Origin of the sequence: Microbulbifer weihaiensis (genome assembly GCF_048323715.1) — a bacterium.
Taxonomy (GTDB): Bacteria; Pseudomonadota; Gammaproteobacteria; order Pseudomonadales; family Cellvibrionaceae; genus Microbulbifer.
The window spans coordinates 194234-220081 of sequence record NZ_JBLWFL010000005.1 but is presented as its reverse complement, the minus strand read 5'-3'; the positions used below and the strand labels follow the sequence as shown (position 1 = coordinate 220081).

The following is a 25848-nucleotide window of genomic DNA, read 5'->3' as shown; positions in this document are numbered from 1 at the left end:
GCCGACGCAGCCTACAGGGACGTATTCACGGCGGTTCTGAAAACCGATCCCCGGTGCTTTGCCGCCACGGGAGGTAAAAACAGAGCACCTCCCTCCGGGGTCAGCAAAAGGCATCAAAGGTTCTTAAGAGACTCCAACTGCTCAGCAAAGCGAGCCCGAGCACTTTCCATCTCAGCCTGTCGGGCCTTCTCCTTCGCAACCACTTCTTCCGGCGCCTTGTCGACAAAGTTCGGATTCTGCAGTTTGCCAGCGATGCGCGCGAGTTCCTTGTCGAGCTTGTCCAGCTCCTTCAGGACGCGCGCAGATTCCGCTTCCACGTCAATCAGGCCAGCCATCGGCACCAGCAGTTCCAGCTCGCCTACCAGCGCGGTAGAAGAGGCGGGCGCTTCGGCACCGGCTGGCAGTGAATTGATCGATTCGAGCTTTGCAAGCTTGGTAAGCAGTGTGCGGGTCTGTTCCAGCAAATCTTCATCGCGCTCGGAACCGCCGCGGAGGATCAGGGGAATATTGATCGCCGGGGAAATATTCATCTCACCGCGAATGTTACGCACACCCTCGATCACGCCCTTCAGCCAGGCAATCGCCGCTTCCGCGTTCTCGTCGATACGGTGCTCGTTCGCCACCGGATACTTCTGCAGCATGATGGTGTCGCCGGACTGACCGGCGAGGTCCTTCACGCGCTGCCAGATTTCCTCAGTGATAAACGGCATCAGCGGGTGCGCCAGGCGCAGTGTGGTTTCCAGCACGCGGATCAGGGTGCGGCGGGTGCCTTTCTTGATCGCGGCAGACGCGTTGTCGTCCCACAGTACCGGCTTCGACAGCTCCAGGTACCAGCTGCAGTACTCACTCCAGACAAAGTCATACAGCGCCTGGGAGGCCAGGTCGAAACGGTAGCTGTCGATGGCTTCCTTCACTGCAATTTCGGTGCGCTGCAGCTGGGAAATGATCCAGCGATCGGCAATGGACAGTTCGAAGTCTTCACTGCCATCCTGGCCGCAGTCGTGGCCTTCACAGTTCTGCAGCACGTAGCGGGACGCGTTCCAGATCTTGTTACAGAAATTGCGGAAGCCTTCGATACGGCCCACATCGAACTTGATGTCGCGGCCGGTGGAGGCCAGCGAGTAGTAGGTGTAGCGCAGGGCATCGGTACCGTAGGCGGCGAGGCCCTCCGGGAACTCCTTGCGGGTCTGCTTTTCGATCTTTTCACGCAGGTGCGGCACCATCATGCCGGAGGTGCGCTTGGCCACCAGGCTCTCGAGGTCGATACCGTCGATCAGGTCGATGGGGTCGAGCACGTTGCCCTTGGACTTGGACATTTTCTGGCCGTGGCTGTCGCGCACCAGACCGTGTACATACACGGTGTGGAACGGTACTTCCTTCTTGAAGTACAGGGTCAGCATCATCATGCGCGCGACCCAGAAGAAGATGATGTCGAAACCGGTGACCAGCACGCTGGTCGGGTGGAACGCCGCCAGCTCCGGGGTTTCTTCCGGCCAGCCGAGGGTGCCGAAGGTCCACAGGCCGGAGGAGAACCAGGTGTCGAGCACGTCGTCGTCCTGGCGCAGTTCGATATCGCCCAGGTTGTGCTTCTTGCGGACTTCTTCTTCAGAGCGGCCGACGTAGACCTTGCCGTCGTTGTCATACCATGCCGGGATGCGGTGGCCCCACCACAGCTGGCGGGAGATACACCAGTCCTGGATGTCACGCATCCAGGAGAAGTACATGTTCTCGTAGTTTTTCGGCACGAATTCGACGCGGCCGTCTTCCACTACCTTGATGGCTTCTTCCGCCAGCGGCTGGGTTTTCACGTACCACTGGTCGGTGAGCCACGGCTCGATGACGACGCCGGAGCGGTCACCGCGGGGTACTTTCAAGGTGTGCGGTTCGATTTTTTCCAGGCAGCCGATCGCGTCGAGGTCGTCGACGATCTGCTGGCGCGCAGCGAAGCGCTCCATGCCGCGGTATTTTTCCGGCACGTTGTCGTTCAGGTTGGCGTCGGCGTCGAGGATGTTGATCATCTCGAGGTTGTGGCGCTGGCCCATTTCGTAGTCGTTGAAGTCGTGCGCCGGGGTGATCTTCACACAGCCGGTACCGAACTCGCGGTCAACGTAGTCGTCGCCGATAATCGGGATTTCACGATCCGCCAGCGGCAGCTTGATGGTCTTGCCGATCAGGTGCTTGTAGCGCTCGTCTTCCGGGTGCACGGCCACGGCGGTGTCGCCGAGCATGGTTTCCGGGCGGGTGGTGGCAACCACGAGGTGGCCGGAGCCGTCAGACAGCGGGTAGCGGAAGTGCCACAGATGACCCTGTTCTTCCTCGTTCAGTACTTCCAGGTCGGAAATCGCGGTGTGCAGTTTCGGGTCCCAGTTCACCAGGCGCTTGCCGCGGTAGATCAGGTCGTCCTCGTACAGGCGGATGAAGACTTCCTGCACCGCCTTGTAGAAACCGTCGTCCATGGTGAAGCGCTCGCGGGACCAGTCCGGGCTGGCGCCGAGGCGACGCAGCTGGCGGGTGATATTACCGCCGGACTCTTCCTTCCACTCCCACACTTTTTCGATGAACTTGTCGCGGCCCAGCTCGTGACGGGACTTGCCTTCTGCCGCCAGTAAACGCTCCACCACCATCTGGGTGGCGATACCGGCGTGGTCGGTACCCACTTGCCACAGGGTGTTGTCGCCCTTCATGCGGTGGTAACGGATCAGGGCATCCATGATGGATTCCTGGAATCCGTGGCCCATGTGCAGGCTGCCGGTGACGTTCGGCGGCGGGATCATGATGCAGTAGGGGTCGGCGGCGGTATCACCGGACGGCTTGAAGTAGCCGTTTTCTTCCCAGGTTTTGTACCACTGCTGTTCGATGGCGTTGGGCTGGTATGTCTTGTCCATGCGCGGGGGAGTGCCTTGCTTTGTCTGGCTTGGCCTCCCGGAACCCGCTTGTTGCGGCTGCCGGGAGGCGATGAATACGTAAAAGGGGCGGAATTATACCGTCGGGAGAGTGCTGGCAAAAGGCCGCGATCAGTGACTGGCTGCGAGCAGTGGGGCCAGGCGCCTCAAGGTTTTTCGGGGTATATCTCGTCCACCATGGCGGTGATGTTGGCCCGCAACTGGCGTTCGAGTTCGTGTAGTTGTTCTGCGACTAACTGTTCAATCAGCCGTTCGCGGTTGCTCACCCTGGTGGTGGATGCTGGCGCGGCCGATGCCTGTGGCGCCTGGAGTTGTTGTTCAGGCAGCTCTGGCTGCACTTCTTGAGGGGCGGGCGTCGGATTTACCTGTTCTTCAGAGCGGGGAACCCTGCCGCCGGTCAGGCGCGCGCGAATGTGCGGAGGCAGGAACGGGTTTTCACCGGTCGCAATAACGGCAGGCGCTGGCTTTTCTGGCTCTGTTTCCACTGTCTTGGGTTCCACAGGGTGGCTCTCGGTTTTCTTCGGGGCATCAAACAGGCCCGGCTGGAACTCTTCCCGGCTGGTCGGCTTCGCTGATCTTGGCTCCACGTTTTCTTCCGCAGGTTCTTGGTTGGCATCTACCGGGCGGGTTTCTGCCTTCACTGGTTCTGGTTGGGTTGCGCCCGCAACCGCAAGCGCACTTCCGCGCGGCAGGGTTTGCAGCGGGCGCAGCAATTCGCGGTCGGCATCGCTCAGTTCGAGCGAAAAATCGTCAACTGGCTCTTCATCAATCGGGCTGAACAGTATCGGCAGGTCGGCCTCTTCCAGTGGGCGCTGGAAAGTCGGGCGCGGTTTCGGCGGGGGACTGATGGGGCTCGGTTCGGCAACCTGGTCGAGCAGAGGGATGTCGGCTTCCTGATCACTGCCGAGCAGCTCCCTCAGGGAGCTGAGCTCATTGAGCAGTTCACTCGGGTGCTGGCCGCGCTGGTGCTTTCTGTTCTTTTTTCGACCGGACATGGAAGCGGATTCAGGTTCGCTGTCAGTTAGGGATTTTATGGGATTGTAACGGATATCCCCTGTCACGGAAGTGGCTATAACGCGTTCTTGAGAGCGCGAGAGACTCCGGGTGTTGGCAGACGATCTCCGCGAGGCGGTCGAAGCGACTGAACCAGGCGGGAATGTCTGCACAGAGATTGATCAACAGGCCGTGGTGCATGCCGGGATCTTCGCCGCTGTTGATCTCGATCGCTGCCTGCTGGTCGGCGTTCTGCAGTGCGTGGGGCAGGAAGCTGTCTTCCCGAAAGGTCCACAGCAGTTCGTCCAGTTTTTGTGCCCGTTCGCTGTCGTCCACGGCGATAAGAACCCGCAATCCGCTGCGGAATGCCTTTTCTGCGAGGCGGCAGGCGAAGAGGTCGATTTCTCCCGGGTTTTCGGACGGGAGGACGTAGAAATCTATTCGGGTCATATTAATTGCAAAGGAGCGCTGAAATTTGGTGCGAAGGTGCCGATACCGGGTACAGCTTTGCGAGACCTTCTAAAACAGGGATGTTTTAGAAGGTCCTGCGACCGTTACCGGCATCAGGACCTTAGCCCGTAATTCTGGGCTTCGTTTTTAGCTGAATTTACTTTTTGTTCAAGATGTACTGCAGCAGCAAAGGTACCGGACGGCCGGTTGCGCCCTTGGCTGCACCGGAATTCCAGGCACTGCCAGCGATATCCAGGTGCGCCCAGTTGTACTCGGTGGCGAACTGGGACAGGAAGCACGCCGCAGTAACGGAGCCGGCTTCGCGGCCGCCGATATTCTGCAGGTCAGCGAAGTTGGATTTCAGTGCGGTGTGGTATTCATCCCACAACGGCATCTGCCAGGCGCGGTCACCGGTAGTCTCGCCAGCGGCGAGCAGATCCTGGGCGAGCTTGTCCTGGTTGGCGTAGAGGCCAGTGGCGTGGTTGCCCAGTGCAATCACGCAGGCGCCGGTGAGGGTGGCTACGTCAATCACAACGCTGGGCTTGAACTTGCCGGCGTAGGTAAGCGCGTCGCACAACACCAGGCGGCCTTCGGCGTCGGTGTTGAGGATCTCGATGGTCTTACCCGCCATAGAGGTGACGATGTCTCCCGGCTTACTGGCGCGCCCGCTGGGCATGTTCTCTGCCGCGGCGACGATACAGACCACGTTCACCGGTGCCTGCATTTCTACCAGCGCGTGCATCACGCCGAAGACACTGGCAGCGCCGCACATGTCGAATTTCATTTCATCCATCGCCATGCCGGGCTTGAGGCTGATGCCACCGGTGTCGAACGTGATGCCTTTGCCCACCAGCACGATGGGCTTGTCACCGGTCTTGCCGCCCTTGTAATTCATGGCGATCAGGGCGGCGGGCTCGTCGCTGCCCTTGGCCACACTCATAAACGCGCCCATGCCCATGCTTTCCATCTTTTTGTTGTCGAGCACGGTGGTGGTCAGTTTTGCGTGTTTTTTAGCCAGCGCCTTGGCTTCGGATGCCAGGTAGCTGGGGGTACAGATATTGCCGGGCAGGTTGCCCAGCTCGCGGGCGATGTTACTGCCGAGGGCCTGGGCATTGCCCAGCTCAACGCCTTTCTGTGCCGTGTTCAGCAGCTTTTTATCGGCAACGTGGACGGTGAACTTTTCCAGCGGGTTGGGCTTGGCATCGCTGAGGCAGCGGGTGAACTTGTAGCTGGCCAGGCCCGCATTGAGGGTAAGCTGCTGCGCCTGCCAGTCGGTGTCGGCCTCGATCACACTCAGTTCGGTGAGGTAGCTGGTGGCCTCTTTAAAGCCTGTGACCGCTTTGGCACTGGCACTTGCCAGTTTGCGGAACTCGGCCTGGTTCACGCTATTTTTGGATGCCCGCACCAGGAGTACGCGTTCTACACTGCCTTCCAGCATGGGGATCAGCAGGGTGCTTGCAGTGGCGCTGCCGAGGTCACCGCGCTTCAACAGCTTGCTGAGAGCGCCGTTGCTCGCTTTGTCGATGGCGTTGCCGCTGTCAGTGAGCTTGTTCTTGGCGTCGACGGCAAGGATGGCGCAAGCGGTGCGCTGCTTGCTGATGTCGGTGACCTTGGCGGTGAACTGCATGTTGTACGTTTCCTTGGTTCTCGTGGCGTAATAGGGAGGTTGTCTGTATGCGTGAAGATGCGCGACTTCACTGGCAAGGCCGGCGAATAGCGGCCAAACTCCCCGTGATTTGTTCGTGGTATTGCGGGTATCGCTACTTCCGGGATGGACATCCGGCAAAGGCCCTGCGCGCGGTCATTGCATGTGTGTCTTCATATTGAAGCCCGTCAAACCGAGACACAGCGAACCTTTTTGGTGATAATGCGCCGCACAAGTTTAACCCGATACGGATCGGTTTGCTTGGTCGCGGTGTCCTAATGTCCATTCGGACTTCTGTTTCGAGGTCGCCAACTCCACTCGCTGTTGATTTCAAAGCTTTCAGGGAAGCTGGTCGTTACGTGATTATTTTCCGCTACCTCTGTCGCGAATTGCTCGGGGCGACACTTGCCGTGAGCTCGGTGTTGCTTTTGATGGTCATGAGTGGCCGCTTTGTGAAGTACCTGGCCGAAGCTGCCGCAGGTGATCTTTCCGCGAGCATCCTGTTCTCCCTAATGGGCTATCGACTTCCAGAGTTTCTCTCCCTGGTGATTCCTCTTGGCTTTTTCGTGGGGATCCTGTTGGCTTATGGTCGCCTGTACATCGAAAGTGAAATGACCGTATTGCACGCCTGTGGTTTCAGCGAACGCCAGCTGCTGCGCTACACCATGGTGCCTGCGTTGCTGGTGGCGCTGTTTGTGGCTGCGATGAGCCTGTACCTGACGCCCACGGGCTTGCAGCGCTTTTCTCATGTGTTGACCGCCGACAAGACCCGCAATGAATTCGATCATCTGGTACCGAAGAAATTTGTCGGTACAGAGGGCAACCGAGCGGTGTATTACGCCGAGGGATTGAGCAGTGATCGCTCGACCATGTACAACGTCTTTCTGGCTGAGTTGGGATCCTCCCGTGGTGATACCGAAACAGACCACCAGATTGTCACCGTGGCCAGTGAGGGTGTGCAGGAAATCGATCCGGAAACCGGCCTGCGTTATCTGGTGCTGCGCGACGGCTATCGTTATGAGGGAGTTCCCGGCCAGCGGGATTACCGTCAGATGGCGTTTTCCAGCTATGAAGTACTGCTCGAGGCGCCCAAGGTGCGCTCCAAGGCCAGTGAGCGCATCGAGTCTATGTCTACCGCAGAACTGTGGAAAAGTGACAACCTGCGGGAGCGTGTGAACCTGCATTGGCGCTTCAGCTTGCCGGTACTGGTGCTGGTGGTGGCCATCCTTGCGGTGCCGCTGAGCAGAACCAATCCCCGCCAGGGCCGCTATGCCAAGATGATCCCGGCGGTGCTGCTGTACATCATTTATCTGGTTTCATTACAGGGCGTTCGCGGCGCGATCGAAGACGGCAAAATCGAACAGGCCTGGGCCATCTGGCTTGTGCATCCACCATTCCTGCTGTTGGGCCTGTTACTCCTTGGCGGGCGCAACTGGCGCAAACCGCGCAAACGCGCTCCAGGACAGGGAAAAAATGGTAGCCGGGGAGGTAGAGATGTCGCGGCTTGATGGATATATCGCCCGTACGGTGATGCTTTCCATCCTCGCTGTACTGATGGTGATTCTGGGACTCGATGTGATTTCCGCAATCGTCGATCAGCTGGGCGAGCTGGAAGGCGGTTACCAGTTTGCGAATATGCTGGAGTACGTCCTGTGGACATTGCCAGAACGTATCTATAGTCAGCTCGGCTTTTCGGCGCTGGTCGGCTGTATGGTGGGGCTCGGCACACTGGCGAGCACCAGTGAGCTTACCGTGATGCGGGCAGCCGGTATTTCGATCGGCCGTATTGCCTGGGCGGTGATGAAGCCGGTGCTGGTTCTGATTGTGCTGGGTTTGATGCTGGCAGAGCTGGTAATACCGATGACAAACCAGGAGGCCAATAGCCGCAAGGCGATTGCCAAGGGCGAACTGGAGGCCGTCGGGCTGGAGCAGGGGCTCTGGTTGCAGGACGGCGGCGAGTTCGTCCACTTCAATGCGGCACTTCCCGGCGGCACCTTGTTTGGCATCACGCGCTATCGCTTTGATGAAAACCACCAACTTGAGCGGGTGGTGTTCTCTGAGCGCGGGCACTTTACCGGTGGTCACTGGGAACTGCAGAACAGCCGCCAGACGACGCTGACCCCCGAGCGCGCGGACAGCAGTGAAGAGGCGCGCAGTGTATGGGACTCTGATATCTCCCCCGATCTGTTCGCCTTGGTGGTACCGCTGCCGTCCGATCTTTCGCCGCGTAACCTGTGGTCCTACGGCAAGTTCCTGGATCGCAAAGGGGAGGAATCCGGGCGCTACTGGCTGGCGTTCTGGAAAAAGGTTCTGCAACCGCTGACCATTGCCGGCCTGGTGATGATGGCGATTTCGTTCATCTTCGGCCCTCTGCGGGAAGTTACCACTGGCCTGCGGGTATTTATGGGGGTGATCGTAGGGATAGTGTTCCAGACCGTGCAGGATATGCTGGGGCCGTCATCGGTGGTATTCGGGTTTCCGCCTTTTATCGCGGTAATCGTGCCGATTGTAGCGAGCTTCCTGCTGGGCTGGCTGCTGTTGAAGCGGGCGCGTTAAGCGCCCGTTACGTCCTTTCAATCCATACAGCGGGGGCTCAGGACTTTTTCTGCTTCGGTAAAATGCGGACTTCGCTGTCGGAGGCGAGATCCTGCCAGGTGGCGCCATCCTTGCGGAAATAGCCCCAGATAAAGCCCAGCCCGACACAGGCCAGTGAAGCGCTTGCGACCAGGGCGCGAACCACGCACTGCCGCCAGCTCAGCTGCACACCATTGTTATTTGCCACCATCAGCCGCCATGCGCGCATGCCGACCGTCTGTCCTGCGACCCGCCAGGACCAGAACAAATAACCTCCAGTCACTGCCAGTAATCCCAGTCGGTAGAGTGGGCCGCCGACACAGGGGGTGTAGTCCAGTGCCTCGGGATTACAGTTGAGACCGCCAACGGTAGACGCGATCATCAGCGCCAGGAACCCATAGACCATCCACAGTCCGCCCACGATCAGGGCATCGTACAGCAATGCCATCAGGCGGCGGGCGGGACCGGCGACAGGTAAGTGTTTGAATTCAGTCGGGGTGTTTACTGGCTTGGGCACGAGAATCTCCGCCGGAAAAAGTGGCGGAGATTCTAGCAAAAGACCGGAATAGGGGGATGAATCCGCTTCAGGAAAATATCGATTGGTTAAAATTCATACTCGAATGAGATCTTGAACTTGTCGTCTGTCAGGCGGACGTCGTAATCCAGCGCGCTGTTCAGCTTACCGTGCCCCTGTGTATAGCGGAGCAGGGTGTAGCGTTTGTTTCGCTTGTGCTGCTCCATATAGGTTCTGAAACCCATGCGCAGAATTTCATTCACGGCGCGACCGCCAGTGGCCGTCTGCGCTTCATCAGGGTGTGTATAAAATTCAAGCCACTGGTGGTTCAGGCGACGGTGTACCATCCCCATGGAGTTGTTGCGCAGGTTTTCCGCTGACTCGATCAGGGCATGGTTATCCATACCGAAGGCGCTATCGATGAAAAAGGCGTTGTCAGCCTGGAGATTGAGGGCGCTGTGGGAGTCGGGGATAAACAGGTTGTCATCGGCAAGGGTTGGGGTGGAAAGTGGCAATATGCAAAAGCAAAGCAGAGCGGGAAGCTGCTTCCAGGAGAGAAACCTATTACTGCACGTTTCCATGATCCACCCCGGGTGTTGTCTGTGGTACAGGCAGTGAATGAACGACTGCTGAATTTATTATGGCTCACCCTTTATGAACTGATGTATCTCACAAATTTCGCAATTAATCCAATTTCGGTTGTGAACTTTCCTTGTGCATCAGTCACATCTTCTTCAGCCCCCGCCACAACTGGGCTCGTTCAGTCTGGCTCAATTCTGGTGCACTGAGGAGAGGCTGGCGCCATTGTTTTATTATTTTGTTGGGGGCGTGACTGACTGGTTATTATGACAAAAATGTCTACAGGTCAGCGGTTGTCGACCTTAGCTTGGCGTACATCTCAACGACTCTGCCCGGATTGCCGCCTGCGCGCGGGGCGGGACTTACGACAATGGTTGACAGCGCTGTCTTTTAGGATATGGTGGTTGTTTAGTGTGGCGGTCGGTGCGACGCCCGCTAGCCAGCTCTACTCAGATAACGATTCCATAACCAGAGAAACACCATGAATAGGCTCCCCCTGTTTGCCAGCCTGGCGCTTTCTGCGGTCATAGCGTCTTGCGGCAAACCGACCAGCGAAACCGAACAACCTGAAACGGCTGCTCTAACGGCACCCGAGCGCATCGCCCAACACTTTGCAGTTACCCAGGAAGTGCTGACCAATTTTCAGGGGGTAGACGCTGAACTGCGCGCCCAGTGCAAAACTGCTGGGGGTAGTGGTGCCATCTGCTCGACATACCGTATCAGTCTGATTAACCAAGGGCCGGCGGTTGCGGCGGAAGAGCGCGACTGGACACTTTACTTCCACAGTGTGCGCCGTACTTTTGCGCTCCTGAACAGCGATGCGTTTACCCTGGAGCGGGTCAACGGCGACCTGCACCGGCTGATTCCTACCGAAAAATTTCAGGGGATAGCCGCCGGGGAGACCCTCGAGCTCGATTTCCTCGCAGAGAACTGGTACCAGTTCGAATCTGACTTCCAGCCGCGCCTGTTCGTTGTCGACGCCGAAGGTGAGGCGCACGTGATTGCCGCCACCGACACCGACGATCTCGACGGTCTGGTGTTGCCGATCAACAAGAATGATCCGAACAACTGGAAGCGCACTGCGTCAGACCTCAATACCCTGGCAACTGCCGCCAGCCGCTTTGAGCGTTATAGCGGTGACGACATCGCCGTCACCAGCGATGCCGAGTGGCGCGCACGTATCATTCCTCAGCCAGTGTCCGTGCAGTTGCCCACAGCCGAGCCAGTTATCCTCGAGGGCGGAATCGCGATCAGCGGCGATATCGCCGAAGGCAGCCTGAACGCTATTAATCACCGCCTTTCCCAGCTGGGACTGGCCTCTGCGGGCGCCGGTGATTTCCCGGTGGTGGTGGCGCTGGATGCCAAGTCTTTCGCGGGTAAACCGGCTGGCGCTTACACCCTCACAGTGACGGCGGACGGCGCTGAAGTCCGCGCGGCGGAAGAAGCCGGCGCTTTTTATGGCGTGCAGTCGCTGTTGGCTCTGGTCGATCTGAACAGCCGCAGCCTGCCGCAGGCACTGGTGGAAGATGCTCCCCGCTTCCCGCACCGGGGGCTGTTCCTGGACACCGGCCGCAACTTCCACAGCAAGGAAGTCGTACTCAAGTTGCTCGACCAGATGGCGGCGTACAAGCTTAACCGCTTCCACTTCCACCTGTCTGACGACGAAGGCTGGCGCCTGGAAATCCCCGGGTTGCCGGAGCTGACCGAAATCGGCGGCAAGCGCTGTTTCGACCTGGAAGAAAAACGCTGCCTGTTGCCGCAGCTGGGTTCTGGCCCGAATTCGGATAACAACGGCAGCGGCTTTTTCAGCCGCGACGACTATGTCGAGATTGTGCGCTACGCAGCCGAGCGCCAGATCGAGGTGATTCCGGAGTTCGATATGCCCGCCCACGCGCGATCTGCCGTGGTGGCGATGGAAGCCCGCTATAACAACCTGAAAGATGAGTCTCCCGAGCAGGCCGCCAAATACCGCCTGATCGACCCGGAAGACGGCACGCAGTACCTGTCAGTGCAGTTCTACAATGACAGCTATATCAACCCTTGCATTGATTCCACCTACAACTTCGTGGGCAAGCTGATCGGCGAAGTCCAGGCGATGCATAAAGAGGCCGGGCAGCCGCTGCAGAGCTGGCACTTTGGCGGTGATGAGGCGGTCAACATTCTCGCCGCAGACTCGTTTGAAGTCGGCCCTGGCTCCAACCCAGAGAAGGGCGACGTTACCGCTGAGCAGCGCCAGAAACCCTGGAGCAATTCGCCCCAGTGCAAGAACCTGATTGCCAGCGGTGAGGTGAAGTCCCTAGATGAGCTGGGTGAGCTCTACGCCAAGCGGGTGAGCAAACTGGTCGCCGATGCTGGCATACCCACCATGGGTGCCTGGAATGACGGCGTGAAGCGTATTGCTGACGCCGGTGAGGAGCTGGCAACCGAGAACAACTACGTGAATTCCTGGGGGCCGCTGATGTGGGGCGGCGGCAACGAGAGTGTCCACTTCGCCGAAACCGGGTTTGATGTGGTGCAGTCCAACTCCGACTATCTCTATTTCGACATGCCCCAGGAAGTGGACCCGAAAGAGCCGGGTTACTACTGGGCTTCCCGTTACATCGACGTGCGCAAGACCTTCAGCTTCGCACCGCTGAATACTGCGCAGCTCGCGGAAGTTTATCCGGATCGCGACGGCAACTGGTATTCCGCAACCTCTCCTGATGCCTCATTCGCCGATAGCGTGCGCGGGATCCAGGGGCAGCTGTGGAGCGAAGTTGTACGCACGGACGCCGTAGTTGAATACCAGATGTTCCCGCGTGTACTGGCACTGGCCGAGCGTGCATGGCATCAGGCCAGCTGGGAACTGCCGATTCAGGAAGGGCAGACCTTCTCTGCAGAAACCAGCTATGTGGACAAGCAGGCGCTGGCTGCCAACTGGCAGGCGTTCTCGGCTGCCCTCGGCCAGAAAGAGCTGCTCAAGCTGGATCGTTCCGGTGTGGGGTATCGTATACCGGTGCCGGGCGCGGTGGTCAGTGGCGACCAGCTACAGACAGCAATGCCTTACCCGGGGCTTTCGCTTGAGTACTTCGATGGCGAACGCTGGCATGCGGTGAAAGAGGGTACTGCCCCTGCGTCCGCGGTTGCTTTGCGCGCGCGCAGCGCCGATGGTGAGCGCGCCGGCCGCGCAGTTTCACTGAAGCCCACTGAGAGCGTCAGCGCCCGCTGATCGCTTGCGTAGCGTGGCAACCGGTATCACAGTCCCGTGATACCGGTTGCCCAGCCCGCCGCAGGTAGCGGGTTGCGATATCTCTTCTCTTTTCTCTTCTTCTCATTCTCCGAAACTTTACGTTTCACGGTTGAGCTTCACGCCAAGAGCCTCTGCCTGGTGTCCGGGCTAGCCGGTGGCAGGTCTACAATTGCGGCATTGCCATTTCGATTGACAGCTTTCGTGGCACAGGTCAGTTTTGACTCAAGAATAAGATCCGAGAAAGAACCATGGCGCGAAAATTGGTGTACGACTATGTGATTGTGGGCGCGGGTTCAGCTGGCTGTGTGCTGGCCAATCGCCTGAGTGCCGATGAGCAAAATCGCGTCTGCCTGCTGGAAGCGGGGCCCTCCGATCACAATCTGCTGCTGCAGTTGCCAGCCGGTATCAGCTACCTGGTGCCGGGCAAGCGCTTCAACCTTCATCACTACACCGAGCCCCAGCAACACCTGAACGGGCGCAAGTTGTTCTGGCCGCGTGGCCGGGTTCTCGGCGGCAGCAGCGCCATCAATGCGATGATCTATGTCCGGGGTAATCCTTCGGACTACGACAGCTGGGAAGCGGCGGGTAATCCCGGTTGGGGGTGGGATGGCATGCTGCCATATTTCCTGCTCTCAGAAGGCAACCAGCGGGGCAGTGATGCATACCACAGTGGCTTCGGGCCACTGGCCGTATCCGATCTGAAGTGGGCTTCCGAGGCCAGCCATGCATTTGTACGCGCTGCACAGGCGGCGGGGCATCGCCTGAATAATGATTTCAATGGTCACCAGCAGAACGGCGTTGGCTTTTACCAGGTGACCCAGAAACACGGGCGCCGCTGTTCGGCGGCGACGGCGTATGTCTACCCGGTAAAAAACCGGCCAAACCTCTCCATCTTTACCCGCGCTCAGGTGGCCGCGCTTAAATTCAAAGGCAGTCGGGTGTGCGCGGTGGAGCTGGTCAACGGGAAAAAAATCATCGCCAACAAAGAGGTGATTCTGTGTGCGGGCGCGATCCAGTCACCGCAGTTATTGCTGCTGTCGGGGATTGGTCCGGAAGCGCCGCTGAAAAAACTTGGCATAGTGCCCCAGGCACATCTGCCCGGTGTTGGGCAGAATTTGCAGGATCACCTGGATATCACCCAGGTCATCGAGGCCAATCAGGCCATCAGCTTCAACAATGCGCCATGGGCGCTGCTAGGTTCGGCACTCAAGATCGTGGACTACTGGCTGTTGAACCGCGGCAAGCTGACGAGCAATGGCACGGAAGCCGGCGGCTTTGCCAGCTCCAGCCTGGCTGCCGGCAATCCGGATATCCAATTTCACCTGACATCAGCGCCACTGTTCAACCACGGGCTGCAGAAACCGGAGGGCTATGGATATTCCCTGCATGCCTGTGCACTGCGCCCGCAAAGCCGTGGGTCGATCGAACTGGCTTCGCGGGATCCGCGAGCACTGCCCCTGATCCAGCCGAACTATCTCAGTGCGCCGGAAGATCTTCAGGTCATGGTGGAGGGTTTTGAAATGGCGCGGGAAATTCTTGGACAGCCCGATCTGCAGCGCTATCAGAAGCGCTGGTGGCGCCCCGAAGGGGCCTTGAGCAAGCGTGCGGATATAGAAGCCTTCATTCGCCAGCACGCGGAAACCATTTATCACCCGGTGGGTACCTGCAAGATGGGGAACGACGATCTGGCCGTGGTGGACAACGAGTTGCGGGTTCGCGGCGTCGATGGACTCCGGGTAGTGGATGCCTCCATAATGCCCACCCTCATCAGCGGCAATACCAACGCACCAGTTATTGCCATCGCGGAAAAAGCCGCGGAAATGATCCTGAATAAATCCCCGGTAAAACAGCGCCGCGAAGTACCTGAAGACGCATGACCTGGCATTGCCCCAATTGTAAACAGCCCCTCGAGCCACAGCAGGACGCCTGGCGTTGCGCCAGCGGACACACATTTGACCGCGCCCGGGAGGGGTATGTGAACCTGCTGCCGGTGCAGAAAAAGCGCAGCCGCGAGCCGGGAGACTCTGGCGAAATGCTGCAGGCGCGACGGCGCTTTCTGGACAGCGGCCATTACCAGCCGTTGGCGGAGGCGATATGCGCGATGCTCGGTGCCGGGGATGTGCAGCAGCGAGACCGCCACTTGCTCGATATTGGCTGTGGCGAAGGTTACTACAGCCGCGCACTGGCAGCGTCGGGCTGGCCGGAAGACAGGATTGCCGGCGTGGACATCGCCAAGGCCGGTGTGCGCCTGGCGGCAAAACGACAGCCCCGCGCGCAATTTGCCGTGGCGAGTAGTTTTGATATTCCCCTGGCAGACAGCAGCGTCAGCGGTATATTGAGAGTCTTCGCACCGGGCCCGGCATCGGAGTTGCATCGGGTACTGGAACCCGATGGCGTGTTGCTGGATGTGTCGCCGGGCCCGGAACATCTCTGGAGCCTGAAGCGGGCGCTGTATCGAGAACCGCGAGCACATCAGGCACCGGCAGTGCTGGAGGGGTTTGAGCTGGCGGCGGAAATGCGCTGTGCTTTCACCCTGAACCTGAAAGGCCGCGAAGTTATCGCGGACTTCCTGTCGATGACCCCTTTCGCCTGGAAGGGCGACAGCGAAGCGCGCGCGAAGCTGGAGCAACAGGAACAATTGCAGCTGGAAGCGGACTTCCTGCTGCGCAAACTGATCGGGAAATAACATCGTGGCGACACCGCGAGATTTTATGTTTATGCAGCGGGCGCTGGAGCTCGCAGCCAAAGGTGCCGAGCTGGGAGAGGTGCCGGTTGGTGCGGTTGTGGTGCTCGACGGGGAAATCATTGGCGAGGGCTTCAACCAGCCGATCACCGCCTCGGATCCCAGCGCCCACGCCGAAGTCGTCGCCCTGCGGGCCGCCGCGACACACCAGAAAAACTACCGCCTGCCCGATACGACGCTCTATGTCACCATCGAACCCTGTACCATGTGCTTTGGCACTTTGATCCACGCACGGGTGGCGCGGCTGGTTTACGGTGCGGCGGAGCCCCGTGCAGGGGTGGTGGCGAGCCAGCTGCAACTGCCGTCACAGCCGTTTTTCAACCACAAAATCCTGGTGGAAGGTGGTGTGCTAGCGGAGCAGGCGGGGGAGCTGGTAAAAGAATTTTTCCAAAAGCGGCGCTGACATGCTCTTATCGGTGCTCATCAACGGCTTTCTCGTGGCCTTCGCGGTGCTGATCCACCACGAAGTGCTGAACAGCCTGTTCTTCCTGGGGCACAAGCTTAAGGTTCGCAGGAACCTGGGGGTGTTGATCGGGGTTTTTGGCGCTCTGGTCGGGCATGTGGTGGAAATCTGGATGTTCGCATTCGGTTATTACTTCATGTACAACTCGCCGTATTTCGGCACTCTGACCGGGAATTTCAGTGGCACCCTCATCGACTGCGCTTATTTTTCCTTTACCACCTACACCTCCCTCGGCTTCGGCGATGTGGAGCCCCACGGCGCACTGCGTTTTACCGCTGGTCTGGAAGCCCTCACCGGCCTGGTGCTCATCACCTGGACTGCGTCCTTCCTGTTCCTGAAAATGCAGCGCTATTGGCGGCAGTACGAAGACGCTCAGTAATCGCCGGCATATTCTTTTCGCCGTATCCCACTCACTGGTTAGGGGGCCGGCATGTGGGATATTTGACCGCGCGAATTGGTCTCAACCTGCAAGCCGGATATAGTACGGCAGCGCTTGAACATCATTTATCCCCAAACCCTATAACAGCCGGGAGATTACATGAACGGGTTGCGACATATTCCGCTCACTCTGACTGCACCGTTGCTTAGTGTATTTATCGCTATTTCCGGATGTGGAAAAAAGGAAACGACGCCAGAGGTTGAACAGCCTCAGGTCGAACCCGCACAGCAGGTCGAAAAAGCGGAGGGTAAACCGAGTTTCGCCAACCTGGACGGGATTGCGGAATCCTATGTCCGCCTGGTGCTGACCCTTGGCAATCACGACAAGAGTTATGTCGATGCCTATTACGGGCCGGCAGAGTGGAAAACCGCTGCAGCAGGTGATCGCGCTTCGGCGGCGGAGCTTGCCAGCCGCGCGGAGCAGCTGTTGGCACAGCTTCCAGAGCGTATCGAACCGTCATCCGATCTGGACGTACTGCGTGCCCACTATCTCAAGACCCAGCTGCGCGCTGTTGTCTATCACGCCCACCACCTGGCTGATGCCAGCTTCCGCGACTTCGACCGCGAAGCGCTGGCCCTGTACAACACCGCACCGCCGGTGCAGACCTTCAGTGAGTTTGAGCCGGTGCTGGCAGAGTTGGAAAAAGAACTGCACGGCAGTGATCCGCTCTACCTGAGAGTGAAAGCCTTCCAGGATCAGTTTGAGATACCGGCCGATAACATGGCGGCAGTATTTGACGCCGCGATCAAGGGCTGTCGCGACCGCACCAAAAAACATGTGAATCTGCCAGACAACGAAAACTTTGTACTGGAATACGTGCAGGGCAAGCCCTGGAGTGGATACAACTGGTATCAGGGCAACGCCCAGAGCCTGATCCAGATTAATACCGAATTGCCCATCCATATTGAACGCGCGGTGGATCTCGGCTGCCATGAGGGCTACCCCGGGCACCACACCTACAACGCCCTGCTGGAGCAGACCCTGGTAAAAGACCGTGGCTGGGTTGAATACAGCGTGTACCCGCTGTTCAGCCCGCAGTCCCTGATTGCAGAGGGCAGCGCGAATTACGGCATCGACCTCGCATTCCCGGGCGAGCAGCGGCTGGCGTTCGAGAAAGAGGTGCTCTATCCGCTGGCGGGGCTCGACCCACAAGAGGCGGAGAAATACGAGCGTGTGCTTGCACTGAAAAGCAAGCTCAGCTTTGCCGAAAATATCGTGGCGCGACAGTACATCAATGGCGACATCGACCGCGACAAGGCCGTGGAGCTGTTCCAGCAGTACGCGGTGATGAGTCCGGAAAAGGCGAAGCAGCGGGTCAGTTTTGTGGATGCATATGGTGCTTATGTCATCAACTACAACTGGGGCAAACAGCTGGTGAAGGAGTATGTCGAGCAGGGCGCTGGTTCCGACGATGCGCGCTGGCAGCGATTTGCCAAACTGCTGTCGTCACCGCGCCTGCCGTCATCCCTGGACTGGTAGCGCGCATGGATTACGCTGGCGCCCGCCGTTACCTGCTGGATCGCCCCGAGGCCGAAGAGGATTATCCCTTTGGCCCGGGCGTGGCGGTGTTCAAAATCAAAGGCAAGATGTTCGCCACCCTCGGTGAGGAAGCGGGCATCGCGCGCACCAACCTCAAGTGTGACCCGGACGAGGCCCAAGCCCTGCGGGATATTTTCAGCGGCGTTCTGCCCGGGTATCACATGAACAAAAAGCACTGGAATACCGTGTTGCTGGACGGCAGCGTGCCCGATTATGAAATTGAGCGGATGATGGATCGCTCTTACGGGCTGGTGGTAAAAGGCTTGAAAAAAGTACAGCGGGAGGCTCTGGAACTAGCCTACTCACCGGAAGCGATTTACCGCTAACACTCCCTGCAGTTTTCCGCGTAAGCATCAACACTATCGTGGGGCTAACCGGACAGCCCTGCGATATTTTTTCCTTCCAGGTATTCCAGTACGCGTGCCAGCTGCACTTGCGGGCTCTGGCTTGAATGGGCAAGGTTTTTGACAAAATGCTCTTCCGAAGTGCCCGGCCCGTCGAGCAGGTTGGTGATCGACTTCAGTGCCACAAACGGCGTCCCCTTCAGCATACAGACCCAGGCTGCGGCCGCCGCTTCCATTTCCTTGGCGACGGCGCCGAAGGTCTCGATCACATCGATATCCCGCGGCTGTTTCTGCAATGAACTCCCAGACGACACTATGCCCAGGGGCAATCCCAGGTCACGGGCCATTCTGCGTACATTGAGTGCCGGATAGTGGCCAATCGCGGACTCATCGAACCCCGGCAGCGGCACCACGCGATCGTGAAACACGAAGCGATCGTCGCTCAGGTACACGGTGCCGATCTCCGCGCCCCGGGCCGCGAAGCCGCCGGCGGTGCCTGCGCTGATCACGAGATCGGGGGCGAAGCGGTCTATGGTGGTGTAGGTCATCAGGGTGGCCGCCACCGGCCCGATATTGTCGACCTGAAAGCGGTGGTCGTGGCCGCTGACGGCCACAGACACGTCTATATTGCCGTGGCACCCGGAATAGGATTGAAATGGCAGGTCGCTGTCGTGCAGTTCTTCATCGGGAACCAGGCCCAGCTGGTCGATGACCGGGCGGGCTTCGTCCTGCATGGCGAAGAGCAGGGATATACGGCGGATAGGATGATCCATGGCGTGATAGTTCAGTGCAAAAAAGAGGTACTTTAGCGGCAAACGCATTGTGGAGAACAGCCCACAGCGGAAGGCGAGCGGCCACGAATCAGGTATCATTCGGCCCATTGTGTGGCAGGCATCAGCAGCGGCGGGTACGGATGCTGCCTGAAAGCCAGCCTGCCGAAATACAGAACCAGGAGTGAAAGTGGAAGAATTTATTGTCGACGTTACGGTTCATAACGCCCAGCAGGTATTGATTGAAGAGTCCATGAAGCGCCCGGTAGTGGTGGATGTATGGGCCGACTGGTGCGAGCCCTGCAAGCAGTTGATGCCGGTGCTGGAGAAACTCGCCAATGAATACGCGGGACAGTTCCTGCTGGCGAAACTGAACGCGGATACCGAACAGGCGCTGGCGGGCCAGCTGGGTGTGCGCAGCCTGCCGACGGTGATGGTGCTGAAAGACGGGCAGCCGGTGGATGGTTTTGCCGGTGCACAGCCGGAAAAGCAGATCCGTGAAATGCTGGACAAGTATTTGCCCAAGTCATGGGACGTTCAGCTGCAGGAAGCGCAGAAACTGATCGCCGAGGGCGATGTGGATGGTGCGCAGCCTCTGCTGCGGGCGGCGTACGCGGATTCCGGCGAGCGCGCGGATATTGCCAAGCAGTACGCGGCGGTGCTGCTGGAGAAAAACCGCGTGAAAGACGCGCAAGAGATTCTGGGCAAAATCCTGATGGCCGATCAGGACAGCGACTACCAGCAGCTGATGGCCCAGCTGGAGCTGAAACAGCAGGCGGCGGACTCTCCGGAAATCCAGGCCCTGCAGCAGGCGCTGGCGGCGAACCCGGATGACTTTGAATCTGCCTACAACCTGGCGGTGCAGTACAGCCAGACCGAGCGGCATGAAGAGGCTCTGGAGCTGCTGCTGAATATCCTGCGCCGGGATATGGGCTTCGCTGACGGCGCGGCCAAGCAGGCGTTCCTGGATATCGTCAAGGCGCTGGGCAAGGGCGATCCGCTGGCGGCGCAGTACCAGCGCAAGCTGATGACCCTGATGTTCTGAGTATGTACAAGCTCTGCGTTTACATTCCCGAGTCCCATGTGGAGCCGGTCAAGCAGGCGCTGTTTGCGGCCGGTGCCGGCCGCATCGGCGATTACGACAGTTGCTGCTGGCAGGTAAAGGGCACCGGCCAGTTCCGCCCGCTGGACGGCAGCCAGCCGTTTATTGGCCAGACGGGGCAGGTTGAACAGGTGGTTGAATACCGGGTGGAAACGGTCTGCGAAGACAGCGTGGTGGATGATGTACTTGCCGCCATGCGCGCAGCGCATCCCTATGAAGAGCCGGCGTTTGATCTCTGGAAGCTGGATGAACGCTGTGGCTGATTGATAGTTAGAGGTTTTACAGTGCTCTGAACTTGCTCTGTGGCGGCAAATGGACGCCTAGGCCGGTTTTGAAAACGGATACCCAGTGCTTTGCCGCCACTAGTTCTGAACCGTGCTTACGGTGGGGAGTGGAAAAGGTTAGAGCTTCCGCTCAATCACCCCGCGATGTAATCCAAAAACGCCTTTTTCACGGTCACTGAAGTAGTGCTTCAGTGTCTGAGTCATCACCGGGAACGCCATTTCATCCCACGGAATATCTTTCTCGTCGAACAATTCAACTTCCAGTGACTCCGGCCCCGGGCCGAAATCCGTGTCGGTCAATTCACCGCGGTAGAGCAGGTATACCTGGTTGATGTGGGGGATGTCGTAGACGGAAAACAGATCGTCTACGCGAATGCGCGCCCGCGCTTCCTCCCAGGATTCCCGCAGAGCGCCCTGTTCACTGCTTTCCCCATTTTCCATAAAGCCTGCCGGCAGGGTCCACAGACCGTGGCGGGGCTCGATGGCGCGTTTGCACAGCAGCACCTGATCGCCAAGATAGGGCAGTACGCCGACGATCACGCGGGGATTCACATAGTGAATGGCGCCGCAATCGCGGCACAGGTGGCGGGGACGGTCGTCGCCGGCCGGGATTTCAAAAACAACGGAGTTGCCACAGTGGCTGCAAAATTTCATGGCGCAAGTATACCCGGGGAACCGGACTGTGCCAGCCCGATAACAGCACCTTGCCTATAGTGGAAAGAGGTCATTCCAGGTAGTAGGCAGTGGTTGATAGCCCATGGCGCGTTTTCCGGTATTTTTGATGTTATCGCTCGCCATCTTCGGCTGTGCAAAAAAAACGGAGCCACCCGCGCCGAAGGCCCCGCCGGTTGAAGTGCTCGCCGTGCGTACACACCAGGTGATCCCGCGTTTTGAATACGTAGGCCGCGTGGAGGCCACCGACGAGTTCAAGGTGCGCCCCCGGGTCGAGGGCTATATCGAGAGTCGCAACTTTGTCGAAGGGCAAATGGTGCAGAAGGGCGAGCTGCTTTACGTCATCGACCCCAAACCCTTCATGGCCGCGCTGGAGAACCAGCGCGCCAACCTTTCCCAGGCCCGCTCCGCATTCTCCGTTGCCGAGCGCAATTATCGTCGCGGCCTGCAACTGGTGGAGAGTGGTGCCATCAGCCAGGTGCAGATGGATGAGCTGACCGGCAACTTCGAAGAGGCGCGATCAAACGTGCAGGCCATGGAGGCCAACGTGGAGGCGGCCACGCTCAACCTCAATTACACCGAAATCCGTGCGCCGCTGACCGGCCTGATCGGGCGCAGTGAGTTCACCGAAGGTTCCCTGGTGGGGCCGGGCACGGATCCGCTGACGTCCATCGTGCGCATGGATCCCATCTACGTATCGTTTGAAGTCCCGGAAAACCGCCTGTTCGCGGTGCAGGAAGAGGCCACACGGCGCCAGCAGGCAGGGCGATCACCAGAGCGCCGAGAAGTGCGCATCAAGCAACCGGACGGCAAGCTGTATCCGTACCCGGGACTGATCGTGTTTGTGGATAACCAGATAGACCCGACAACCGGTTCGGCAAAGGTACGCGCGCGCTTTCCCAACCCGGATCAGCTACTGGTGCAGGGCCAGTTTGCGCGCATCGTTATTCGCGTGTTTTCCGGCAAGGAGGGCGTAAAGCCCCTGGTGCCGCAGTCCGCGGTGCTGGAAGACATGCAGGGGCGGTTTGTGTATGTGGTGGAGGAAAACGACATCGCTAAAAAGCGCTACCTCGAGCTCGGGCAGCGGGACGGCGAACTCTGGGCGGTGAATGAAGGACTGAAGGCCGGTGAGCGGATTGTGGTTAACGGCCTGCAGCGGGTGGCCGAGGGCAAACCGGTGGCGCCGCAGAATACCGCGCTCGACCCCTACAAGGGCCTGAAGGTGTCCCAGCCACCGGCGCAGCAGAGCCCGCTGCAGCAGATACGGGAAGGCGATGTATCCGGTTTGGAGGATACGGAACCTGATGGCGAGCGAAGGCCACGGCAGCAACCGGACAGCGGAGAGCGCGTGGGTGAGCCCGATGAGTATTTCGATGGAAAATAAATTGCCGCGCAGCAGCACCGGGGCAGGTGCCTGATGATCAGCGAGACGTTTATCCGGCGGCCACGCTTTGCGCTGGTGATTTCCATCCTGATTACCCTGGCGGGCGTGCTGTGCCTGCCGCTGCTGCCGATTGCCCAGTTTCCGGATATCACGCCGCCCACGGTTGTCGTCAGTGCCAGCTATCCCGGTGCCAGTGCAGAGGTGATGCGCGACAGCGTGGCGGTGCCGATCGAGTCCCAGGTGAATGGTGTCGAGGGCATGAAGTACATGTCGTCCACCAGCAGCAATGACGGAACCTACAGCCTCACCGTCACCTTTGAGAGTGGCTACGACGGTGACATCGCCCAGGTCAACGTGCAGAACCGCGTGCAACAGGCCACACCGAGCCTGCCGTCGGAAGTGACCCGCAGTGGCGTCACCGTGGAGAAAAGAAGCAGTACCATCCTGATGACGGTGAACCTGTTTTCTCCGGAAGACAAATTCGACACCCTGTTCCTCGCCAACTACGGCGAGATTTTTATTGCCGACGAGCTGGCGCGCGTGGATGGTGTCAGCGATGTACAAATCCTCGGCGCGCAGAATTACGCCATGCGACTGTGGCTGAATCCCGACAAAATGGCGGCGCTGGATGTGACCGCAGGTGACGTGATTGCCGCTGTACAGGCACAGAACCTGCAGGTGGCGGCGGGCAAGATCGGTGCGCCGCCAATCAAGAAAGAGCAGCAGTTCCAATACAGCCTGATCGCGCGGGGGCGGCTCGAAAATGCCGAGGAATTCGCCAATATCAGCATTCGCTCCAAGCCCGACGGCGGCATAGTGCGCATGCGCGATATCGCGCGCGTCGAATTGGGCAGCCAGAGTTACAGCGCCTATGGCCAGCTGGATGGCAAACCGGCGGCAGTGATCGCGGTTTACCAGCTGCCCGATGCCAATGCGCTGGAAGTGGCGACGAAAGTCCGTGAGAAAGTGGCAGAGCTTGCCAAGCGCTTTCCAGACGGCCTGGAGGCAGAGCCCCTCTACGACACCACCGACTTCGTGCAGGCCTCCATCGATGAAGTGGTGGAGACGCTGCTGGTGGCGCTGGCACTGGTGATCCTGGTGGTCTTCGTATTTCTGCAGGACTGGCGCGCGACATTGATACCGGCGATCGCCATTCCCGTGTCACTGATCGGCACCTTTGCGGTGATGTTTGCTTTGGGCATGACGATCAATACCGTCACTTTATTCGCGCTGATTCTCGCCATCGGTATTGTGGTGGATGACGCCATCATCGTGGTGGAAAACACCCAGCGCCTGCTGACGGAAGGCATGTCGCCGAAGGAGGCGGCGATCGAATCCATGCGCGAAGTGACCGGCCCGGTGATTGCCACCACCGCGGTGCTGTTTGCGGTGTTTGTTCCGGTCATGCTGATGCCTGGACTGACCGGCAAGATGTACCAGCAGTTTGCCATGACCATCTCCATTTCCGTGGCGATTTCCAGTGTCAACGCCCTGACCCTGAGCCCGTCGCTCAGTGCGAGCCTGCTGCGCCCGCAGAGCGCGGGCGAACAGAGCCAGAGGCGAGGGCTGCTCTCCGGGGTATTCGGATTCTTCAATCGCTTTCTGCAGGGCGCCACCAACCTGTACACCAGTATCGTGCGCGTCTGCGTGAGGCTGCCGCTGCTTGGCCTTGCGAGCATTGCGGGTGTCATGGCGCTGTGCATCTGGCTGTTTTCCGCCGTGCCCTCGGGATTTATTCCCAATGAGGATCAGGGCTTTTTCATGATGAATGTGCAGTTGCCCGATGGCGCCACGCTCGAGCGCACGGCACCGGTGGTGAACCGCCTGGGAGAACAGCTGCGCCAGATTGACGGCGTGGCCCATGTGATGGCGGTGCCTGGGTTCAGCCTGCTCGCCGGTGGGCTGGTGCCCAATGCAGCGTTTATGATCGTCATCCTGCATCCGTGGGAAGAGCGGCCCACGCGGGAACTGAATCAGTTTGCCATTTTGCAGAAAGCCCAGCAGATCGGGTCGACGGTGCAGGAGGCGCGGGTGCAGGCGTTCCCGGTGCCGGCGCTGCCTGGGCTTGGCTCCATCGGCGGTTTTGAATACGTGCTGGAAGACCTGCAGGGACGGAGTGTGCAGGAACTGGCCGGCGTGCTGTATGCACTGCTGGGTGAAGCCAACCAGCGCCCGGAAATTGCTCAGGCGTTTACCACCTACCAGGCCGCAACCCCGCAGCTGCGGCTGAACCTCGACAAAGACAAGGCCCACATCCTGGGGTTGAACCTCGCCGATGTGTACCTCACGCTGCAGACGTATCTCGGCGGTTATTACATCAACGACTTCAATCGCTACGGCAAGGTCTTCCAGGTGCTCGCCCAGGCCGATGCCCCTTATCGCGACAGCGAGGAGGATCTCGCCGGCTTCTTTGTGCGCGCCAGCAGCGGCGGCCTGGTGCCGGTTAATTCGGTGGCCGAAGTGCTGCCCATCGTCGGGCCGCAGACAGTCCAGCGCTACAACCTGTACAACAGCATCAATGTGAATGGCGCCGCTGCTCCGGGTTACTCCAGTGGCGAAGCCATGCGCGCCATGGAGGAACTCGGCGCCCAGCTGCCGGAGGGATACAGCTACGAGTGGACCGGGGCCAGCCTTGAGGAAATCAGTGCCGGCAATATGGCGCCGATCCTGTTTGGCCTGGCGGTGCTGTTTGCCTACCTGTTCCTCGTCGCCCAGTACGAGAGCTGGACGATCCCGATTGCGGTGCTGCTGGCGATACCCATCGCCATTGCCGGCGGGCTGTTTGCCTGCTGGGTTGTCGGCCACGAGAGCAATCTCTACACCCAGATCGGGCTGGTATTGCTGATTGGTATTGCCGCCAAGACCGCCATCCTGATGGTGGAGTTTGCGATGGTGCAGCGCGCGCAGGGCGTGTCGATCGAGGAAGCCGCACTGCAGGCCACGCGGCTGCGCCTGCGCGCCGTGTTGATGACCTCGCTCGCGTTTGTACTGGGGATTTTTCCGCTGGTGATCGCTACCGGTGCTGGCGCAGCCAGCCGCGTGTCCCTCGGTCTTGCGGTGTTTGGTGGCATGCTTGCTGCAAGTCTTTTTTCCACCTTCCTGGTGCCTATTTACTATGCGCTGGTGCAGTCGCTGCGGGAAAAGGTCAAGGGCAGGGGCAAGTCGGCCGATAGTGACCCTGAGGCGGCATAGAACTCACCCTGGGGTGCAGCGGTCACAAC

Annotated in this window: 22 protein-coding genes; 14 read left to right on the top strand and 8 right to left on the bottom strand. The window is 59.2% G+C overall.

The genetic code is table 11. The features are described from left to right. Window positions 1–113 precede the first annotated feature (113 nt). The 4 genes from ACNKU7_RS07240 to ACNKU7_RS07225 form a co-directional block, all read right to left on the bottom strand. Window positions 114–2885: a valine--tRNA ligase gene (locus tag ACNKU7_RS07240; RefSeq protein ID WP_418296303.1), complete on the bottom strand. Its 2772-nt coding sequence runs from the start codon at window positions 2883–2885 to the stop codon at window positions 114–116. 164 nt (window positions 2886–3049) lie between these two features. Next, on the bottom strand, window positions 3050–3898 hold the full coding sequence (locus tag ACNKU7_RS07235; RefSeq protein ID WP_418296302.1) for a hypothetical protein: 849 nt from the start codon (window positions 3896–3898) through the stop codon (window positions 3050–3052). A 22-nt stretch (window positions 3899–3920) separates the two neighbouring features. Beyond that, a complete protein-coding gene (locus tag ACNKU7_RS07230) occupies window positions 3921–4346 on the bottom strand; it encodes a DNA polymerase III subunit chi (RefSeq protein ID WP_418296301.1) in 426 nt (141 codons plus the stop codon). A 157-nt stretch (window positions 4347–4503) separates the two neighbouring features. Further along, the gene (locus ACNKU7_RS07225; RefSeq protein ID WP_418296300.1) at window positions 4504–5973 is read right to left on the bottom strand and encodes a leucyl aminopeptidase; all 1470 of its coding nucleotides are present in this window, start codon (window positions 5971–5973) and stop codon (window positions 4504–4506) included. A gap of 377 nt (window positions 5974–6350) precedes the next feature. On the opposite strand from ACNKU7_RS07225, the gene lptF reads away from it, so the two are divergent. Both lptF and lptG read left to right on the top strand, forming a co-directional pair. Further along, entirely contained in the window at window positions 6351–7499 is a 1149-nt protein-coding gene (gene lptF, locus ACNKU7_RS07220; RefSeq protein ID WP_418296299.1) for an LPS export ABC transporter permease LptF, read from the top strand. Beyond that, window positions 7486–8547 carry an LPS export ABC transporter permease LptG gene (lptG, locus tag ACNKU7_RS07215; RefSeq protein ID WP_418296298.1) on the top strand — a complete coding sequence of 354 codons (1062 nt, stop codon included), beginning with the start codon at window positions 7486–7488 and terminating at the stop codon, window positions 8545–8547. The genes lptF and lptG overlap by 14 nt, the downstream gene beginning before the upstream one ends. A 37-nt stretch (window positions 8548–8584) precedes the next feature. On the opposite strand, the gene ACNKU7_RS07210 is transcribed toward lptG, so the two are convergent. Further along, the gene (locus ACNKU7_RS07210; protein ID WP_418296297.1) at window positions 8585–9082 is read right to left on the bottom strand and encodes an RDD family protein; all 498 of its coding nucleotides are present in this window, start codon (window positions 9080–9082) and stop codon (window positions 8585–8587) included. Between the two features lie 86 nt (window positions 9083–9168). Then, on the bottom strand, window positions 9169–9483 hold the full coding sequence (locus ACNKU7_RS07205; RefSeq protein ID WP_418296296.1) for a hypothetical protein: 315 nt from the start codon (window positions 9481–9483) through the stop codon (window positions 9169–9171). Between ACNKU7_RS07205 and ACNKU7_RS07200 the strand changes: the two genes are divergently transcribed. The 8 genes from ACNKU7_RS07200 (at window position 9472) to ACNKU7_RS07165 (ending at window position 18397) form a co-directional block, all read left to right on the top strand. Then, a complete protein-coding gene (locus ACNKU7_RS07200; RefSeq protein ID WP_418296295.1) occupies window positions 9472–9867 on the top strand; it encodes a hypothetical protein in 396 nt (131 codons plus the stop codon). The two genes, ACNKU7_RS07205 and ACNKU7_RS07200, sit on opposite strands and share 12 nt — an antisense overlap. Window positions 9868–10139: 272 nt before the next feature. Continuing rightward, the gene (locus tag ACNKU7_RS07195; protein ID WP_418296294.1) at window positions 10140–12866 is read left to right on the top strand and encodes a family 20 glycosylhydrolase; all 2727 of its coding nucleotides are present in this window, start codon (window positions 10140–10142) and stop codon (window positions 12864–12866) included. Window positions 12867–13135: 269 nt separating this feature from the next. Further along, the gene (locus ACNKU7_RS07190; protein WP_418296293.1) at window positions 13136–14764 is read left to right on the top strand and encodes a GMC family oxidoreductase; all 1629 of its coding nucleotides are present in this window, start codon (window positions 13136–13138) and stop codon (window positions 14762–14764) included. After that, window positions 14761–15573, top strand: a complete 813-nt coding sequence (gene rlmA, locus ACNKU7_RS07185; RefSeq protein ID WP_418296292.1) for a 23S rRNA (guanine(745)-N(1))-methyltransferase — start codon at window positions 14761–14763, stop codon at window positions 15571–15573. The genes ACNKU7_RS07190 and rlmA overlap by 4 nt, the downstream gene beginning before the upstream one ends. A gap of 4 nt (window positions 15574–15577) precedes the next feature. Beyond that, complete coding sequence (gene tadA, locus ACNKU7_RS07180) at window positions 15578–16033, top strand: tRNA adenosine(34) deaminase TadA (RefSeq protein WP_472439826.1); 456 nt, start codon at window positions 15578–15580, stop codon at window positions 16031–16033. 1 nt (window position 16034) lies between these two features. Next, window positions 16035–16472, top strand: coding sequence for an ion channel (locus ACNKU7_RS07175; protein ID WP_418296291.1), 438 nt, complete (start codon window positions 16035–16037; stop codon window positions 16470–16472). A 159-nt stretch (window positions 16473–16631) separates the two neighbouring features. Continuing rightward, entirely contained in the window at window positions 16632–18011 is a 1380-nt protein-coding gene (locus ACNKU7_RS07170; RefSeq protein WP_418296290.1) for a hypothetical protein, read from the top strand. Window positions 18012–18016: 5 nt separating this feature from the next. Next, entirely contained in the window at window positions 18017–18397 is a 381-nt protein-coding gene (locus tag ACNKU7_RS07165; protein WP_418296289.1) for an MmcQ/YjbR family DNA-binding protein, read from the top strand. A 44-nt stretch (window positions 18398–18441) separates the two neighbouring features. Here ACNKU7_RS07165 and ACNKU7_RS07160 read toward each other — a convergent pair whose 3' ends face one another. Further along, a complete protein-coding gene (locus tag ACNKU7_RS07160; protein WP_418296288.1) occupies window positions 18442–19188 on the bottom strand; it encodes a phosphorylase family protein in 747 nt (248 codons plus the stop codon). Window positions 19189–19375: 187 nt separating this feature from the next. On the opposite strand from ACNKU7_RS07160, the gene trxA reads away from it, so the two are divergent. Together trxA and ACNKU7_RS07150 are read left to right on the top strand one after the other, a co-directional pair. Continuing rightward, window positions 19376–20230, top strand: a complete 855-nt coding sequence (gene trxA / locus ACNKU7_RS07155) for a thioredoxin (RefSeq protein ID WP_418296287.1) — start codon at window positions 19376–19378, stop codon at window positions 20228–20230. 2 nt (window positions 20231–20232) lie between these two features. Next, window positions 20233–20550, top strand: coding sequence for a YqfO family protein (locus ACNKU7_RS07150; RefSeq protein WP_418296286.1), 318 nt, complete (start codon window positions 20233–20235; stop codon window positions 20548–20550). 138 nt (window positions 20551–20688) lie between these two features. On the opposite strand, the gene ACNKU7_RS07145 is transcribed toward ACNKU7_RS07150, so the two are convergent. Further along, a complete protein-coding gene (locus ACNKU7_RS07145) occupies window positions 20689–21225 on the bottom strand; it encodes an NUDIX hydrolase (protein WP_226665628.1) in 537 nt (178 codons plus the stop codon). A 208-nt stretch (window positions 21226–21433) separates the two neighbouring features. On the opposite strand from ACNKU7_RS07145, the gene ACNKU7_RS07140 reads away from it, so the two are divergent. Both ACNKU7_RS07140 and ACNKU7_RS07135 read left to right on the top strand, forming a co-directional pair. Then, window positions 21434–22627, top strand: coding sequence for an efflux RND transporter periplasmic adaptor subunit (locus tag ACNKU7_RS07140; RefSeq protein ID WP_418296285.1), 1194 nt, complete (start codon window positions 21434–21436; stop codon window positions 22625–22627). A gap of 33 nt (window positions 22628–22660) precedes the next feature. Next, a complete protein-coding gene (locus tag ACNKU7_RS07135) occupies window positions 22661–25819 on the top strand; it encodes an efflux RND transporter permease subunit (RefSeq protein WP_418296284.1) in 3159 nt (1052 codons plus the stop codon). Window positions 25820–25848 lie beyond the last annotated feature (29 nt).

Excerpts from the sequence above, each read along its gene's own strand:
- ACNKU7_RS07240 (WP_418296303.1), bottom strand. The coding sequence starts at position 2,885 with ATGGACAAGACATACCAGCCCAACGCCATCGAACAGCAGTGGTACAAA.
- ACNKU7_RS07235 (WP_418296302.1), bottom strand. The coding sequence starts at position 3,898 with ATGTCCGGTCGAAAAAAGAACAGAAAGCACCAGCGCGGCCAGCACCCG.
- ACNKU7_RS07230 (WP_418296301.1), bottom strand. The coding sequence starts at position 4,346 with ATGACCCGAATAGATTTCTACGTCCTCCCGTCCGAAAACCCGGGAGAA.
- ACNKU7_RS07225 (WP_418296300.1), bottom strand. The coding sequence starts at position 5,973 with ATGCAGTTCACCGCCAAGGTCACCGACATCAGCAAGCAGCGCACCGCT.
- lptG (WP_418296298.1), top strand. The coding sequence starts at position 7,486 with ATGTCGCGGCTTGATGGATATATCGCCCGTACGGTGATGCTTTCCATC.
- ACNKU7_RS07200 (WP_418296295.1), top strand. The coding sequence starts at position 9,472 with ATGGTTATCCATACCGAAGGCGCTATCGATGAAAAAGGCGTTGTCAGC.
- ACNKU7_RS07205 (WP_418296296.1), bottom strand. The coding sequence starts at position 9,483 with ATGGATAACCATGCCCTGATCGAGTCAGCGGAAAACCTGCGCAACAAC.
- ACNKU7_RS07195 (WP_418296294.1), top strand. The coding sequence starts at position 10,140 with ATGAATAGGCTCCCCCTGTTTGCCAGCCTGGCGCTTTCTGCGGTCATA.
- ACNKU7_RS07190 (WP_418296293.1), top strand. The coding sequence starts at position 13,136 with ATGGCGCGAAAATTGGTGTACGACTATGTGATTGTGGGCGCGGGTTCA.
- rlmA (WP_418296292.1), top strand. The coding sequence starts at position 14,761 with ATGACCTGGCATTGCCCCAATTGTAAACAGCCCCTCGAGCCACAGCAG.
- ACNKU7_RS07175 (WP_418296291.1), top strand. The coding sequence starts at position 16,035 with ATGCTCTTATCGGTGCTCATCAACGGCTTTCTCGTGGCCTTCGCGGTG.
- ACNKU7_RS07170 (WP_418296290.1), top strand. The coding sequence starts at position 16,632 with ATGAACGGGTTGCGACATATTCCGCTCACTCTGACTGCACCGTTGCTT.
- ACNKU7_RS07165 (WP_418296289.1), top strand. The coding sequence starts at position 18,017 with ATGGATTACGCTGGCGCCCGCCGTTACCTGCTGGATCGCCCCGAGGCC.
- ACNKU7_RS07160 (WP_418296288.1), bottom strand. The coding sequence starts at position 19,188 with ATGGATCATCCTATCCGCCGTATATCCCTGCTCTTCGCCATGCAGGAC.
- ACNKU7_RS07150 (WP_418296286.1), top strand. The coding sequence starts at position 20,233 with ATGTACAAGCTCTGCGTTTACATTCCCGAGTCCCATGTGGAGCCGGTC.
- ACNKU7_RS07145 (WP_226665628.1), bottom strand. The coding sequence starts at position 21,225 with ATGAAATTTTGCAGCCACTGTGGCAACTCCGTTGTTTTTGAAATCCCG.
- ACNKU7_RS07135 (WP_418296284.1), top strand. The coding sequence starts at position 22,661 with ATGATCAGCGAGACGTTTATCCGGCGGCCACGCTTTGCGCTGGTGATT.